The organism is Bradyrhizobium manausense (assembly GCF_018131105.1).
In the GTDB taxonomy this organism is placed as follows: domain Bacteria; phylum Pseudomonadota; class Alphaproteobacteria; order Rhizobiales; family Xanthobacteraceae; genus Bradyrhizobium; species Bradyrhizobium manausense_B.
Genome location: NZ_JAFCJI010000002.1, coordinates 1,241,448 through 1,255,964 on the forward strand (window position 1 = coordinate 1,241,448; position 14,517 = coordinate 1,255,964).

The window sequence follows — 14,517 nt, forward strand, 5'->3', positions numbered from 1 at the left end:
CGTGGGCACGCTTCGCTTTGCCCACCCTACGACAGTGGAGATTCTGACCGGCAGCGAGGTCTACTCCCCCCACCGCAGCGCCAGCGCGTCGCGCTCCTTGGCGAGCTCCAGCAGCCCTGCCTTGGTCGCCGGATGCAGCGGTTGCAGCGGATGGCGGACCGCGTCCGACTTGATCACGCCGCCGGCCTGCATCATCGCCTTGCAGGCGATCAGGCCGCACTGGCGGTTCTCGTAGTTGATCAGCGGCAGCCAGCGTTCATAGGCGGCTTTCGCCTTCTCCCGATCGCCCGCGAAATAGGGATCGATGATCTGGCGGATACCGTCGGGGTAACCGCCGCCGGTCATCGCACCGGTCGCGCCCGCATCGAGATCAGCCATCAGGGTGATCGCCTCCTCGCCATCCCAGGGACCCTCGATGTCCTTGCCGCCGGCCTCGATCAGGCTGCGGAGCTTTGACGCCGCGCCCGGCACCTCGATCTTGAAATAGCGGATGTTGGAGAGTTCACGCGCCAGCCGCGCCAGCAGCTCGACCGACAGCGGCGTGCCCGCGACCGGCGCATCCTGGATCATGATCGGAATGTTGATCGCGCCCGAGAGAACCTTGAAGAATTCGACGACGCCCTTCTCCGGCACGCGGAAGGTCGCGCCGTGATAGGGCGGCATCACCATCACCATGGCCGCACCGGCGGCCTCGGCCTGCTTGCTGCGCGCCGCGCACTCCGCCGAGCTGAAATGGGTGGTGGTGACGATGACCGGCACGCGGCCAGCGACGTGGTCCAGCACCGCATGCATGACGCTCTCGCGCTCGGCATCGGTCAGCACGAACTGCTCGGAGAAATTGGCGAGGATGCACAGGCCATTCGAACCGGCATCGATCATGAAATCGATGCAGCGGCGCTGGCCCTCGAGGTCGAGCTCGCCGCGTTCGTTGAAGATGGTGGGCGCGACCGGAAACACGCCGCGATAGGGGCGCTGGGCCTTGTGTGAGGTGACCGGCATCGAACTCTCCATCCCTGATATGCACTTACAGCTGTCGCCGCTTTCGCGGGGCGCCACAGGTGTACTCGGCGCGGGGAGCGGCGGCAATGCCGATCCTCGCGCCGCTGGAACAGGGCAGAAAGCCTAGGCGGTCTTCACCGCGCCCAGGAAGCCCTCGACCGCGACGCGGAGGCGGTCGGCATCGGCCGACATCTTGGTCACGGACTGGGACAGCACCGAGCCGGCATTGCCGGTCTCCTGGTTGAGCTTGGCGACGCTGCCGATCGTATCGGTGACCTCGCGGGTGCCCTGGGCGGCATGCTGGAAGTTGCGCGAGATCTCGGTGGTGGCCGCGCGCTGCTGCTCGACCGCGGCGGCAATGGCGGTCATCTTCTCGTCGATGCCGCTGATGGCACCGCCGATCGAACGGATCGCGGCGACCGCCTGTCCGGTTGCCCCCTGGATTTCCTCGACCTGGCGCGAGATTTCCTCGGTCGCGGTCGCGGTCTGTGCGGCGAGGCTCTTGACCTCGCCGGCAACCACAGCAAAGCCGCGGCCGGCTTCGCCGGCGCGGGCCGCCTCGATGGTGGCGTTCAGGGCGAGCAGGTTGGTCTGGCCGGCGATGGCGTGGATCATCTTCACGACTTCGCTGATGCGGCCCGCGGTCTGGTCGAGGATCTCGACGGTGGCGTTGGTCTGCTCGACCTGCGACACCGCTTCGCGCGCATCGCGCGCGCTCGACTGCACCTGCGCTGAAATTTCGCCGACGGATGCCGAAAGCTCCTCGGTGGCAGCCGCGATGCTTTCGAGATTGTTGGTGGCCTGCTCGGCGGAAGCAGAGACCGCGGCCGTCTGGCTGCCCGATTCCGAGACCAGCGTGCGCACATCGGTCGCCGTCGCATCGAGTTCCCTGGCCGACGCGGCGACGCTGTGGATCACGGCCTGCACGGTGTCGTCGAAACTACGGCACGCGTCGTCGACGGTACCGGAGCGGGCGAGTTGCAGCGCCTGCTGCGATTCGCGTTCCTGGCCGAGACGTTCGGCGGTCGCCGCGCTCTCGCGCAGGCTTTCGAGCGCGGCGGCCATGGTGCCGAACTCGTCGGGATAGCGGGATTGCGGAACCGGCGTCGCATAGTCGCGGGCGCCGATGCGGGCAATGGCGTCAAGAATGGCGCGCACCGGGCGCATCAGGCGATTGCGCACGACGTACACGCCGGTCAGGGTCACGGCGAGCGCCAGCAGGAACGCAAGCGACTGGACGACGAGGTTGGTGAGCGCCCTGGCTTGCACGGCCTCGGCGCGCGCGATCGACTGATCGAGCGCCATGGTCGCGACCCCGACGATGAGCGGGAACGGCGACTGGCAGAGCGTATTCCAGTCCGCCGCCGCCATCGCGGGCTTGCCGCTGCCGTCAAAATTCCTGGTGAGCTCGCTGATCTGCTTGAGAACGCCGTCGGTCTTGGCCCGTGCTTCCTTTGCAGCAGTGACCAGGTCCGCGGCCACGTCGGGCGCCGCGAGCACCTCGGTCATGCCGACCCAACCGGAATTGATGGTGCCGTCCCACTGTGCCACTGACCGCTTCTGGTTGTCGTCGAGCGGCTTGCTGCTGTTGACGTTCGAGCGCAGTGCTGAACAATGGATTCCATAGCGATCGCGCACCTGCCAGGCGAAGCGGCGGACCTGGATCATGCGGGCGATGAAGGGATCGTTCATCCAGGCGCGGTTCGACACTGCGGTTGAGGCCAGGTTCGCCGTGTCGATGACCTTGGTGACGGCGTCATACCAGGAGCTGGTCCGCTCGATCTTGCGCTCGGCGCGCGGACGCTTGGCCTCGTCATAGAACAATTGGAACTGTGGTGCGGCTTCGCCCCAGCGCTGCTTCAGCGTGCTCGCGAGTTCGTCGCGGCGCGCGAAATTGGCGGTCGCGAGCGCTGCGTTGATGCCGTCATAGCCGCCCTGCTCTGCCTTCTCGGCATCGGCAAGCTTTGCGCGAGGATCGTCGTCGCCGAGCAGCGCGCTCTGGGCGTCGCCGCGATTGTTGCGCAGCGACAGCACGCCCTGGAAGATCGCCTTGTCGGCGGCGGCAAGCCGCGCGGTCTCGATACTGTCGTTGTAGCGGCCGAAGGCCCCGACCATCTGGATCGCCGTAGAGGCGAGCGCACCGGCCGCCAGCAAGGCCATCAACACCAGGAGAAGCGAACTTACCGATTTCTTAAACATTGCCATGAGTCACAAGGGGCCTACTTCCAGGAAGTGGCCACCTTGCATCGCGACATGCCAATGTTCCGTTAAGCTTTTAGTCAAATTGCGGGAGTTCCCGCTTTCTCGGCGTCACGAAACTTTCGTGAAATCCGGCGGACGCCGCTCGGCGAACGCCGTGAACGCTTCGCGCGCCTCGGCGGTGCGCAGGCGCTGCGCGAACTGCTCGCCTTCGGCCTGCATCTGAGCAACCAGCGCCTCGCCGTTGCGCATCAGTTTCTTGGTCGCGGTGAGCGCGCCTGCCGGCTGTCGGGCGAGACGCTGAGCGAGCGCGAGCGCCTCGGCATCGAGCTTGTCGAGCGGCACCACGCGGTTCGCCAAGCCCCATTCCAGCGCGGCCCTGGCCGCCACGGTCTCGCCGAGCGCAAACATCTCGTAGGCGCGCGCATAACCGATGCGCGCCGGCATCAGGAGGCTCGACGCGGCCTCCGGCACCAGCGCGAGACTGACGAAGGGCGTCGACAGCAGGGTGTTGTCAGCGAGGATGACGAGATCGCAATGGAGCAGCATCGTTGTGCCGACACCCACCGCGCGGCCCTGCACCGCCGCAACCAGCGGACGCGTGCAGCGCGCCAGCGACTGGATGAAGCGGCCGACATTGCGGCTGCCTTCGGACTTGCCGCTGGCCACGGCGGCAAACTCGCCGACATCGTTGCCGGCGGTGAACATGTCGCCCTCGCCCCGGATCAGGATCACACGCGCCGACGGGTCGAACTCGGCGGATTCGATGGTGTCGGCGAGCTTGCCGTACATCGCGTCCGTCAGCGCGTTCTTCTTGTCGGGACGCGCCAGCGTGATCGTGAGGATTCCCTTGTTGTTCTCAACTCGCACATGCTCGGTCATGAGTATCTCCCTCTATTCCTCTGGATCCCTTGGAAACTTGTCCTGAATGCTCGTCAGCCAGCGCGCGACGACGTCGATCTCCGCTGCCGTAAATCCCTCGGTCAGCGCTGCATTGACCGCCGCCGCGTCGGTCTTCGCCTGCGCCAGCACAGCGCGGCCCTTTGGCGTCAGCCACACCCGCCAGGCGCGACCGTCCTCACGATCGGCCCGCCGCTCGACCAGTTTTGCCGCGGCGCTGCGATCGACGAGTCCCGAAATGCCGGCCGGCCCCATGTCGAGCGCCCCGCCCGCCTCACCCATCAGGACGCCGTCTCGCTTGCCGAGGATGAACAACAGCCCCGCCTGCGCCGGCGTGACCTCATTCTGGGGCTGCGCGGCCATCCAGCGCTGCAAGCGGCGTTGTGCGACGTTGAGCAGGTAGATCAGCCGGTGATGCCTCGCCGCGCCCAATTTATTTCGCATGCGAAGCATTTAGGCGAAATGAGAGCCATTGTCAAACGGACCGCTAGGACGAACTGGCGCGGCAGCCGTCGAGGAACAGAGCCGCGCAAGTCTCCACGCGACGTTCGATCTGCTTGCGCGACGGCAAGGGCGCGCCGCCATAGATCGCCGCGCGCTGCGGCGCCGACGCGACCATGCCGATCAGCATGCCGGCGACTTCCTCGGCGTCGTCAACGACGACGCGCTTGCGCTTGACCTGAAGGCGCAGCCAGCCGGCGAGTGCCTTGGCGGTGCGGGCAATGCCGTTGGTGTAGAAATTTGCAGCGAGCTCGGGAAAGGTGGCGGATTGCTGCAGCACCATGCGCTGCAGCGCCACCACCTCAGGGTCGAGCGCGAGATCGGCGCAGGCCATCAGCGCCGCGCGCAAACCGGTTTCGATATCGACGTCGTCGCTGGCCTGGAGATCGACGGCAGAGAGCAGCCGCTCGAGCCTGTCAGCGCACATCGCCTCGAACAGCGCAGCCTTGCCTGGAAACAGGCGGTAGAGCGTCTTTGTCGAGATACCGGCGCGGCGCGCAAGCTCTTCGGTGCTGGTGGCGGCATAACCTTCGACCGCAAACGTATGCCGCGCGGCTTCGAGGACGATTCTCGTCGTCTCCTCGTCGCTGCGCACCGGAGGCCGTCCGCGCGGGCGGCTGTCATCTGACGGTTTTGCCTGAGCCATGTCTTTACATGATGCCTGTCATTCCATTGACAATTCCGAAGCTAGTCTCATTTTGGAAATCGTCAAGTTTCCTAATTCAGGGAGCCGGCCATGACCGTGCACACCACCCCATCTGCTGCCGCCCAAACTGCCGTTCCGGCTACCGCGCTGGAGGGTGTCCTGCCCGGCACACCGGCCCTCGCCGCCAGGAAAAAACTCAATCTTCGCAAGCTATTACTGATGGGGGCAGCGGTTTTCGCCCTCGCCGGCGCGGGCTGGTACGGCTACGATTACTGGACGGTCGGGCAATACCTCGTCTCCACCGACGACGCCTATGTGAAGGCCGACAACACCACCATCGCCCCGAAGGTCAGCGGCTATCTCAACGGCGTCCTGGTCGCCGATAACGAGCATGTGAAGGTCGGCCAGGTGCTGGCCAGGATCGACGATCGCGACTTCAAGGTCGCGCTGGACCAGGCCCGCGCCGACGTGCAGGCGGCGAACGCGACCATCTTGAGCAAGGAAGCGCAAATCGAGGTACAGCAGGCGGTCATCAAGGCCGCGCGCGCCACGCTCGACGTCGATCAGGCCAACCTCACTTTCGCCGCGCAAGACAACAAGCGCTACACCGATCTCGCCGCGACCGGCTCAGGCAGTGTGCAGAACGCGCAGCAGGCACAGTCACGTATCGCCACCGCGCAGGCGACGCTCGAACGCGACACCGCCAATCTCGCCTCGGCTCTGAAGCAGGTCGACCTGCTCAAGGCGGAGATCGTGCAGGCCAGGGCGGCCGCGGCACGCGCGGAAGCCGCGCAGCACCAGGCTGAGTTGAACCTCGGTTACACCAACGTCGTGTCGCCCATCGACGGTGTGGTCGGCAATCGTTCGCTTCGCATGGGCCAGTTCGTGCAGGCGGGCACGCAGTTGATGTCGATTGTGCCGGCCGAGGGCACCTATGTCGTCGCCAACTTCAAGGAAACGCAACTGACCCACGTGAAATCCGGCCAGGCCGTCGATATCGAGGTCGACATGTTCCCGGGCCAGGTCGTGCACGGCCACGTCGATTCCATCGCGCCGGCCAGCGGGCAGGAATTCGCGCTGTTGCCGCCCGATAACGCCACCGGCAATTTCACCAAGGTGGTGCAGCGCATCCCCGTCAAGATCGCGCTCGATGCCGGACACGGGCCTGCAATCGCGCTGCGGCCCGGCATGTCCGTGATCCCGACCATTGCAACACGTTCGATCGCGCCGACCGCGAATGCGGCCGTGCCGCCCAAGGCGAAGCTCGTTTCCGGAGGGTCGTGCCATGTCAAACAGCCTCTCACTTTCAACGCAGGCAACGTCGGCCGCGACGTCTAATCACGTCGCCATCGATCCCAACCGCGCGAGCGCTGCGACCTGGATTGCCGTACTCGCCGCCATGATCGGCTCGTTCATGGCGATCCTGAATATCCAGATCACCAACGCCTCTCTGCTCAACATCGAGGGCGGCATCGGCACCGGCGCCGACAACGGTTCCTGGATCTCGACCTCGTATCTGATCGGCGAGATCATCGTGATCCCGCTGACCGATTACCTGAGCCGCGTGTTCTCGTTCCGCCGTTACATGCTGGCAAGCGCGACGCTGTTCGCAGCGTTCTCGGTCGCCTGCGCCTTCACGCATGATTTGCCGTCGATGATCGCAATGCGCGGCCTGCAGGGCTTTGCCGGCGGCGTGCTGATTCCGATGGCGTTCACGCTGGTGCTGACCAAGCTGCCGAAACCGCAGCAGCCCGTTGGGCTCGCGATCTTCGCGCTGTCAGTCACCTTTGCTCCCGCGATCGGCCCGACCATCGGTGGCTATCTCACCGAGAACTACGGCTGGCGCACCATCTTCTTCGTCAACGTGATCCCGACCGCTGTCATGGTGGCCGCACTCTATCTGACGCTGGAGCGGCAGAAGATGCAGCTCGGCCTTTTGAAGGAAGGCGACTGGGCTGGCATCGTCACCATGGCGATCGGCCTATCGGCGCTGCAGGCCGTGCTCGAGGAAGGCAACAAGGACGACTGGTTCTCCTCACCCTTCATCCTCAAGCTCGGCGTGATCGCGGCCGTCAGCCTCACCCTGTTCATCGCCATCGAGCTGTCGATTGAGAAGCCGCTGATCCGTCTGCGCCTGCTGACACAGCGCAATTTCGGCTTCGGTACCGTCGCGATGACCATGGTCGGCTTCGCACTGTTCGGCTCGGTCTACATGCTGCCGTCCTATCTCGGTCAGGCGCAAGGCTACAACGCCGAGCAAATCGGCAACGTGCTGGCCTGGACCGGCCTGCCGCAACTCGTGCTGATCCCGCTGATCCCGAAACTGATGCAGCGCTTCGACACACGCTACATCGCCATCACGGGGCTTCTGATCTTCGCCTACAGCTGCTTCATGAACATCAACATGTCGCCCGACTATGCCGGCGACCAGTTCTGGATCCCGAACATCGTGCGCGCGGTGGGCCAGGCCATGGTGCTGACGCCGCTGACCTCGGTGCTGACGGGCGGCATCGCGCCGCAGGATGCGGCTGCGGCCTCCGGCATCAGCAACATGTTCCGCAATCTCGGCGGCGCGATCGGCACGGCGACGCTCGCGACCATCATCACCAAGCGCGAGCAGTTCCACTCCAACATCATCGGCCAATCCGTCACGCTTGGCCGCGAGGAGGTCCGCACCCGCATCGCGCAAATGACCAACTACTTCACGGCCCATGGCGTCCCCGACCCCAACGCCGCGCGCGAGCAGGCCATCATCGCGCTCGGCAAGACGGTGAAACGCCAGGCACTCGTGATGGGCTATTCCGACGCGTTCGCGGTGATCGGCATCGTGCTGGTGATCGCCGCGATCGCGGTGCTGCTGACACGCAGGGTGAAGGCGGCCGGCGGACCGGCACACTAAGACTTCGCCCATCGAATGCACTAGTACTGGTTGCAGCGGAGTTCCTTTCATGACGAAGGATGCGCGCGGCGAACGTGAGCCGGCTCAGCTTGTGATTCACCCCGGCGGCCGGCTCAATGCTCAGTTGCTTGGCGGCGCGCAGGCGATGGCGGCGGGGTAAGTCCACCGCCATCGCGTTCTGGTCATATGCCCTACGGCGCGCAGTTGAAGCTCGCAGCGGCCGTCACCGGGCCGGACTTGTAATGCGGCCAGCCCGGCCAGCGGCAGAGCGGCATCGCGCGCGCGACCGCAAATGACGGCGCTTCGACCTTCTGCTCGGCGACTTCGAGGTCGCCGGGAGCCTTGCCCTTCTCGACCCAGTCGACCAGCGCACTCAGCATGTCGACATTGGCCGGCGCGCCGGAGCCGACATGGTCGACGCCGGGCGCGGTGTAGAGCCGCGCGAACTCGGCCGTCTCGGCCTTGCCGAGCTTGTGCTCGACGCTCTCGAAATAGCGAATGCCGGCATAGGGACTTTGCGCGTAGTCCGCCATGTGCTCCAGCATGATCAGCCGGCCGCCGCGGGCGCGGAAGCGGCTGAGATCGGGATCCGTCGAGTCCATCAGGCTCGAGACCTCGAGCAGCCGCGCCTTGTGCTCTTCGACCTTGTAGGTGGTGACGTCGAGCTTGGGATCCCGCGCGAACACATATTGGATGCCGCCGGCCCCATAGACCCAGGCGATGCCGTTATTGGGCGCGGGCGGCTGCGCCGGCGGCGCTTTGCCGAGCCACCACGCTGTCCAGCCGCCGGTCGGGCCGATCGCCGGCGTATCCTCTCCCGACACGCCCCAGCCCGGATAGTCGTCGAGGCCGTTGGCGAGCGTGAACGGGAATTTATAGGTGGCGTGCAGCGTGTCGATGGCCTTGATCTGCGCGTCGTTGAGGCACTGATCGCCGCTCTTGCCATCGGCGCAACGCAACGTCTCGACCTTGAACGCCGCCTTGCAGCCCACGGGGTCCTGCACCAGCGCATCGTCGGAGCCGTCGGCCTTGTCGCAAGCGGCCCGCACGGCATCGCCGACCAGCTTGACCTGCGCCGGATTGATCCAACCCTCGCCCATGGTCACAAGACCGGAGCGTGTGCCGGCATGCTGCAAGCCGACCCAGTTGATGACGGGCACACGCGCAAAGATCCCGTCGAAATCGTCGGGATAACGCTGCGCCATGGTCAGGGCTTCGCGGCCGCCTTCGGACGAGCCCATGAAGTACATCTTGTCCGGCTTCTTGCCATAGGCGCGCTGCATCAACTCGACCGCAGAGTCGCGCACCTTCTTGTAGGCGCGGTGGGCAAAATTCTCGAACGCCTCGTCATTCAGCGCGAACAACTGCGGCGGCTCGCCCGGCTTGGACTCATGACCAGAGTCGGTGCCGTAGGTGACAAAACCGCGCGCGAGCGGCGACGGCTTGTCGAAAGGATAGGCCGGCGGCAGGCCGAGGCCGGTGATCAGCACGCCGTTAAATCCGCCGCCGCCATACTGCACCGAGCGCCCGTTCCACTCGACGGGCAGGTTGACCTGGAATTTGACCGGCGGAGCCTTGGGATCGACGGGCTCGATATGACCGAGCACCTTGCAGAACGCGGGGTTGGCGGGCGTGATCCGCCCCGCCGGCGTCGGACCGCGCTCGGCGACGGCAAGCTGCGAGGGCGCCTGCAACGCGGCGGAATCGACCTTGACCGCATCGGCGCCGCCGACCAGGCTTTTGCAGACGGTATCCGCATCTTCGGCCAGCGTCGCCGCGCACGCGCCGCTCGCGCCCAGCACCGCCGACGTTCCCACCAGCCAAGCGCACAGCTTCGCCCTCGATCGCGTCATCGTTCCCACCCGTGTCTTCTGTTCTTGTTCAATCCGGCCGCAGGTCGCATTCAATGCGACCTTCTGTCGGCCGTCAACTTGGCTCGAAAGCGCGTCTAGTGCTCGAACACCAGCCGCGCGCCGACCGTACCTTCGAGGCCGCGGATCTGCGCCAGCAGCACGCCTGAATCCTCGCCGTTGAGGTCGGCATCGAGCACGACGTAGCCGAGGTCGCCGGCCGTCTCCAGATATTGCGCGGCGATGTTGATGTCGCGCTGGAGGAAGACCTCGTTAAGCCGGCGCAGCATGCCCGGCACATTGCGATGGACATGGCTGAAGCGTACGCCGGACGGACGCAAATGCAGCTGGACCTCCGGGAAATTCACGGCACCCATGGTCGATCCCGTGACGAAATAATCAACCAGCTTGCGTGCCACCTCGCCGCCGATCCGCTCCTGCGCCTCTTCGGTCGAACCGCCGACATGCGGCGTGAGGATGACGTTGCTGATGCCCTGCACCGGGCTCTTGAAACGTTCCGAATTCGACGACGGCTCGACCGGAAACACATCGATGGCGGCGCCGGCGATGTGACCGTCGCGTAGCGCTCTCGCGAGCGCGTCGAGATCGACCACGGTGCCGCGGCTGTTGTTGATCAGGAACGAGCCCGGCTTCATCGCCCGCAGCTCCTTCTCGCCGATCATGCCCGATGTCTCCGGCGTCTCCGGCACATGCAGGCTGACGACGTCGCTCTGCGCCAGCAGCTCATCTATTTTCTCGACCGGCTCGGTATTGCCGTGACGGAGCTTGTCGGTGCGATCGTAGTAGATTACCCGCATGCCCATGGCTTCCGCGAGAGTCGAGAGCTGCGAGCCGATATTGCCGTAGCCGATGATGCCCAGCGTACGGCCGCGCACCTCGCGGCTGCCGGCCGCGGACTTGTCCCAGCCGCCCTCATGCGCCGACACCGAGCGCGGAAAGATCTGCCGCAGCAGCATCACGATCTCACCGATCACGAGTTCGGCAACGCTACGCGTGTTGGAGAACGGCGCGTTGAACACGGGAATGCCGCGCTTGCGCGCTGCCGAGAGATCGACCTGGTTGGTGCCGACGCTGAAGCAGCCGACCGCGAGGAGTCCGTCGGCGGCTTCCAGCACCTCGTCGGTGATCTGGGTGCGGGAGCGGATGCCGAGCAACGACACGCCCTTGAGCGCCTGGCGCAGCGCCTCGCCATCCAGCGCCTTGGTCAGGCGCTCGACATTGGTAAAGCCCGCGCTCTTGAACAGATCCACGGCGCTGTCGTTGACACCTTCAAGCAGCAGCGCCTTCGCGCTCCGCTCAGGGTTTTGGCCTGGGGCTGGCATACAATCTCCATGAATGGCGGTTTTGTCCGAGCACATAGACCGCGGACGCCGCACAGCACAATAGGCGTGAAACCCGGATTTCGCTTCGCTCCATCCGGGCGCCGCACTACAAGCATACCAAACCCATTGGAACGCCCATGCGCCCGGCCATCTTCTTCGATTGTGACGGCGTATTGAACGAGGAGCCGGGCGGCCATGGCGTATTGGGGCCAAACGACATCCGCCTGATCCCGGGCGCGGGCAAGGCGCTGCGGACGGCGCGCGAGGCTGGCTACCTCGCGATCATCGTCACCAACCGCGCCCAGGTCGCAAAGGGTTTTGTGACTCTCGCCGGCCTGGAGACGATTTTTGAAAGGCTCCGCGAACTGCTGGCCCGGGACGGCGGCATCATCGATGCCATTTATTTCTGCCCGCATCATCCGGAGCGGACGCCGGGCGGAGCGCCGGAGTTCCAGATCGTCTGCGAATGCCGCAAGCCGGGAACATTGCTGTTGCGCCGGGCAATTGCCGATTTCGACATTGATGTCGGCCGCTCCGCCCTGATCGGCGACAGCCTGCGCGACATCGGCGCCGGTCGCGCGATGGGGCTGACGAGCTATGGCGTGCAGACAGGCTTTGCCTGCCGCGATGTCGAGCGCTATCCGGATCGCGCGCCGCCCGAGCCCGACCGGATGTTCGCCGATGTCGGCGAGGCCGTCGCATTCTGCGTGGCCCATCCTTGGAAATACGGACAAGCCGGCCAGCCCGATTGACGCGGTCCGGCCGTTCGCCGATACCGGCATGATCTCGATTCGCGTAGGGACTGGACCGGACGGATGAAGACAGCTCTGGTGATCGGCGGCGGCATCGCCGGGTGCGCGGCGACGCATCAACTCATGAAGCTGGGCGGATGGGACGTCACGATCGTGGAAGCCGCGCCGTTCCTCGGCGCCGGCGTGCGCACCTTCTGGTATGGCGGCCATCCCTACACGTTCGGCCCGCGTCACTTCCTGACCCAGAACCGCGCCGTGTACGATTACATGGATGCGATCGTGCCGCTGCGCTCCTGCGCCGACCACCAGTTCATCACCTATGTCGAGCCGGACAATGCGTTCTACAACTATCCAATCCACGAGGACGACATCGCGCTGATGCCTGATCGCGCCAAGATCGCTGCGGAGCGCCAGTCCGCGCGCGGCGTCGCGGAAGCCAAGAACCTCGAGGAATACTGGGTCGGCTCGGTCGGCCAGACGCTCTATGACAAGCTGATCGACAAGTACAACAAGAAGATGTGGCTGGTCGACGACAACAAGCGCATCGACACGTTCAACTGGTCGCCGAAGGGCGTCACCATCAAGAGCGGCTCGCGCGCGGCGTGGGACACCGCATGGTCGGCCTATCCGCACGCGGAAGACGGCTACAACCGCTATTTCGACGTCGCCACCGAAGGCGCGCGCGTGCTGCTGTCGACGCGCATCGAGCGCTATGATCTGCCGACGCGCGCGGTCTGGTTCGGCGGCGAGAAGCACAGCTACGACGTCATCATCTCGACCATTTCGCCGGACGAGCCGTTCGGCCGCTGCCATGGCGAGCTCGCCTTCATCGGCCGCGACTTCCACAAGATCGTGCTGCCGACCGAGCACGTCTTTCCCGAGCACGTCTACTTCCTCTACTACGCCAATGACGAGGCGTTCACGCGGCTGGTCGAATACAAGAAGTTCACGCACCACAAATCGCCGACCAGCCTCGTCGGCATGGAAATCCCTTCTCACAACGGCAAACACTATCCGCTGCCGTTCAAGTCCGAGCAGGAACTCGCGCGCAAATATTACGCGCTGATGCCCGACCACGTCTATTCGATCGGCCGCGCCGGCAGCTATCGCTACGGTCTCGACATCGACGATTGCCTCGAGCAGGCGATGGTGATGGCGCGCCAGATTGCAGAAGGCGGCCGCGACCATCCGGTGCCGATCGAGGCCTGGCGCTAGATGACCGGGCCCGCCGCCACGCCGCATCGCTGCGTCGTCTGCGGATCGGGCGATGCGGTGACGGTATGGTCGGTGGCGCGCACACCGATGCATGCCGTTCGTCCGGCCGGAATGGCGGATGCAGCAGCCGGCTTCGGCTGTCTGGACATCGCCGCCTGTAGCCGCTGCGGACATCTCTTCAACCGCGCCTTCGACAACGACGCGGCCGACGAGCTCTATGGCGCGCTGGTGTTGACCAACGAGCCGGTGAGCCCGGGCATGATCGCGGCCGTGGACGAGACCGCGGCGCTGATCATGGGACATCTCAAGCCCGGGCCCGCCGTGCTCGAAGTCGGCGGCGGTGGCGGTGCGCTGTCGCTGGCAATGGCGCGCCGGTCAGCGCGTGTCGATCTGGTCGAACCCAGCCGCGCACTTCAGCCAGAACGCTTCGCCGGCACGGGCGTGACATTGCATCGCGCGATGTTCCCGGTCCCGGCGCTGGCGGGGCGCCGCTTCGATGCCGTCGTATGCCGCCAGGTCATCGAGCATGTGCCGGAGCCCGCAGCGTTCCTGGCGGCGCTTCGCGCCAGCCTTGCCGATGACGGCACAGCTTACATCGAGATGCCCAGCGCCGACGATATCCTGCGCCGCCATTCGATCGTCGATTTTCACTATCCACACGTGCACTACTATCGCCGCGCCGAGATGGAATTGCTGCTCGCGCGTGCCGGCTTTGTGGTCGTGGACGTATTCGACATCAAGCAGGGCCACGACATGGGTTTCCTGCTGCGTGCGGCGGCGCCATCGGTGCGGGAGCCCTGGGCGTCGTCCGGTATCTCGCCGCCGGAATTTGCAGTGGCGTTGGCCGAACGGCGCACGCGGGCGGCGCAACGCCTCACTGCGATCGACGGGCCAATTGCGCTCTACGGAGCCAACGCTTATGCGCAGGCGCTGCTCGGCCTCTATCATGAAAGCACGGCGTTTGCGGCTGTTTTCGACGACACCGCCTCCTATGCAGGACGCTGCGTCTACGGCCCTGCGGGCGAGATCGGAATCGAGCCGCCGCGCGCCGAACGCCTCGCCGGCATGGCGGCCATTGTCATCGCGGCCTATCTGCACGATGCCGAGATCGCGCGAAAAATAGCAGCCATGGGATTTCGTGGGCCGGTCTACACGCTGCGCGCCTCAGGCCCCGATACACCCGGCCCCATCGCAAGCCTGTTCGATCCGTAGT

12 protein-coding genes are annotated in these 14,517 nt (G+C 65.4%); 5 read left to right on the forward strand and 7 right to left on the reverse strand.

Features of this window, described 5'->3' with window-relative positions; genetic code table 11:
- Nucleotides 1–60: 60 nt before the first annotated feature.
- The 5 genes from JQ631_RS26200 to JQ631_RS26220 form a co-directional block, all read right to left on the reverse strand.
- Nucleotides 61–999, reverse strand: a complete 939-nt coding sequence (locus JQ631_RS26200) for a dihydrodipicolinate synthase family protein (RefSeq protein WP_212331131.1) — start codon at nt 997–999, stop codon at nt 61–63.
- Between the two features lie 123 nt (nt 1,000–1,122).
- On the reverse strand, nt 1,123–3,204 hold the full coding sequence (locus tag JQ631_RS26205) for a methyl-accepting chemotaxis protein (RefSeq protein ID WP_212331146.1): 2,082 nt from the start codon (nt 3,202–3,204) through the stop codon (nt 1,123–1,125).
- 105 nt (nt 3,205–3,309) lie between these two features.
- Entirely contained in the window at nt 3,310–4,080 is a 771-nt protein-coding gene (locus JQ631_RS26210; protein ID WP_212331160.1) for an enoyl-CoA hydratase, read from the reverse strand.
- A 12-nt stretch (nt 4,081–4,092) separates the two neighbouring features.
- Nucleotides 4,093–4,542: a MarR family winged helix-turn-helix transcriptional regulator gene (locus JQ631_RS26215; RefSeq protein ID WP_212331162.1), complete on the reverse strand. Its 450-nt coding sequence runs from the start codon at nt 4,540–4,542 to the stop codon at nt 4,093–4,095.
- A 43-nt stretch (nt 4,543–4,585) separates the two neighbouring features.
- Nucleotides 4,586–5,194, reverse strand: coding sequence for a TetR/AcrR family transcriptional regulator (locus JQ631_RS26220; protein ID WP_349645023.1), 609 nt, complete (start codon nt 5,192–5,194; stop codon nt 4,586–4,588).
- A gap of 141 nt (nt 5,195–5,335) precedes the next feature.
- Here JQ631_RS26220 and JQ631_RS26225 point away from each other — a divergent pair, with 141 nt between their 5' ends.
- The gene (locus tag JQ631_RS26225; RefSeq protein WP_212331165.1) at nt 5,336–6,583 is read left to right on the forward strand and encodes an HlyD family secretion protein; all 1,248 of its coding nucleotides are present in this window, start codon (nt 5,336–5,338) and stop codon (nt 6,581–6,583) included.
- A complete protein-coding gene (locus JQ631_RS26230) occupies nt 6,531–8,144 on the forward strand; it encodes an MDR family MFS transporter (RefSeq protein ID WP_212331167.1) in 1,614 nt (537 codons plus the stop codon). Before JQ631_RS26225 ends, JQ631_RS26230 begins: the two co-directional genes overlap by 53 nt.
- 191 nt (nt 8,145–8,335) lie before the next feature.
- Here JQ631_RS26230 and JQ631_RS26235 read toward each other — a convergent pair whose 3' ends face one another.
- Both JQ631_RS26235 and serA read right to left on the reverse strand, forming a co-directional pair.
- A complete protein-coding gene (locus JQ631_RS26235) occupies nt 8,336–9,997 on the reverse strand; it encodes a tannase/feruloyl esterase family alpha/beta hydrolase (RefSeq protein ID WP_212331169.1) in 1,662 nt (553 codons plus the stop codon).
- A gap of 95 nt (nt 9,998–10,092) precedes the next feature.
- The gene (gene serA / locus JQ631_RS26240) at nt 10,093–11,337 is read right to left on the reverse strand and encodes a phosphoglycerate dehydrogenase (protein WP_212331172.1); all 1,245 of its coding nucleotides are present in this window, start codon (nt 11,335–11,337) and stop codon (nt 10,093–10,095) included.
- 137 nt (nt 11,338–11,474) lie between these two features.
- On the opposite strand from serA, the gene JQ631_RS26245 reads away from it, so the two are divergent.
- From JQ631_RS26245 to JQ631_RS26255, 3 genes are all read left to right on the forward strand, one after another.
- The gene (locus JQ631_RS26245; RefSeq protein ID WP_212331174.1) at nt 11,475–12,089 is read left to right on the forward strand and encodes a D-glycero-alpha-D-manno-heptose-1,7-bisphosphate 7-phosphatase; all 615 of its coding nucleotides are present in this window, start codon (nt 11,475–11,477) and stop codon (nt 12,087–12,089) included.
- A 63-nt stretch (nt 12,090–12,152) separates the two neighbouring features.
- Nucleotides 12,153–13,304: a UDP-galactopyranose mutase gene (locus JQ631_RS26250; RefSeq protein WP_212331176.1), complete on the forward strand. Its 1,152-nt coding sequence runs from the start codon at nt 12,153–12,155 to the stop codon at nt 13,302–13,304.
- Entirely contained in the window at nt 13,305–14,516 is a 1,212-nt protein-coding gene (locus tag JQ631_RS26255) for a class I SAM-dependent methyltransferase (protein WP_212331179.1), read from the forward strand.
- The last annotated feature ends 1 nt before the right edge of the window (nt 14,517 follow it).

Coding starts and splice junctions, on each gene's coding strand:
- JQ631_RS26200 (WP_212331131.1), bottom strand. CDS start 999: ATGCCGGTCACCTCACACAAGGCCCAGCGCCCCTATCGCGGCGTGTTT.
- JQ631_RS26205 (WP_212331146.1), bottom strand. CDS start 3,204: ATGGCAATGTTTAAGAAATCGGTAAGTTCGCTTCTCCTGGTGTTGATG.
- JQ631_RS26210 (WP_212331160.1), bottom strand. CDS start 4,080: ATGACCGAGCATGTGCGAGTTGAGAACAACAAGGGAATCCTCACGATC.
- JQ631_RS26215 (WP_212331162.1), bottom strand. CDS start 4,542: ATGCGAAATAAATTGGGCGCGGCGAGGCATCACCGGCTGATCTACCTG.
- JQ631_RS26225 (WP_212331165.1), top strand. CDS start 5,336: ATGACCGTGCACACCACCCCATCTGCTGCCGCCCAAACTGCCGTTCCG.
- JQ631_RS26230 (WP_212331167.1), top strand. CDS start 6,531: ATGTCAAACAGCCTCTCACTTTCAACGCAGGCAACGTCGGCCGCGACG.
- JQ631_RS26235 (WP_212331169.1), bottom strand. CDS start 9,997: ATGACGCGATCGAGGGCGAAGCTGTGCGCTTGGCTGGTGGGAACGTCG.
- serA (WP_212331172.1), bottom strand. CDS start 11,337: ATGCCAGCCCCAGGCCAAAACCCTGAGCGGAGCGCGAAGGCGCTGCTG.
- JQ631_RS26245 (WP_212331174.1), top strand. CDS start 11,475: ATGCGCCCGGCCATCTTCTTCGATTGTGACGGCGTATTGAACGAGGAG.
- JQ631_RS26250 (WP_212331176.1), top strand. CDS start 12,153: ATGAAGACAGCTCTGGTGATCGGCGGCGGCATCGCCGGGTGCGCGGCG.
- JQ631_RS26255 (WP_212331179.1), top strand. CDS start 13,305: ATGACCGGGCCCGCCGCCACGCCGCATCGCTGCGTCGTCTGCGGATCG.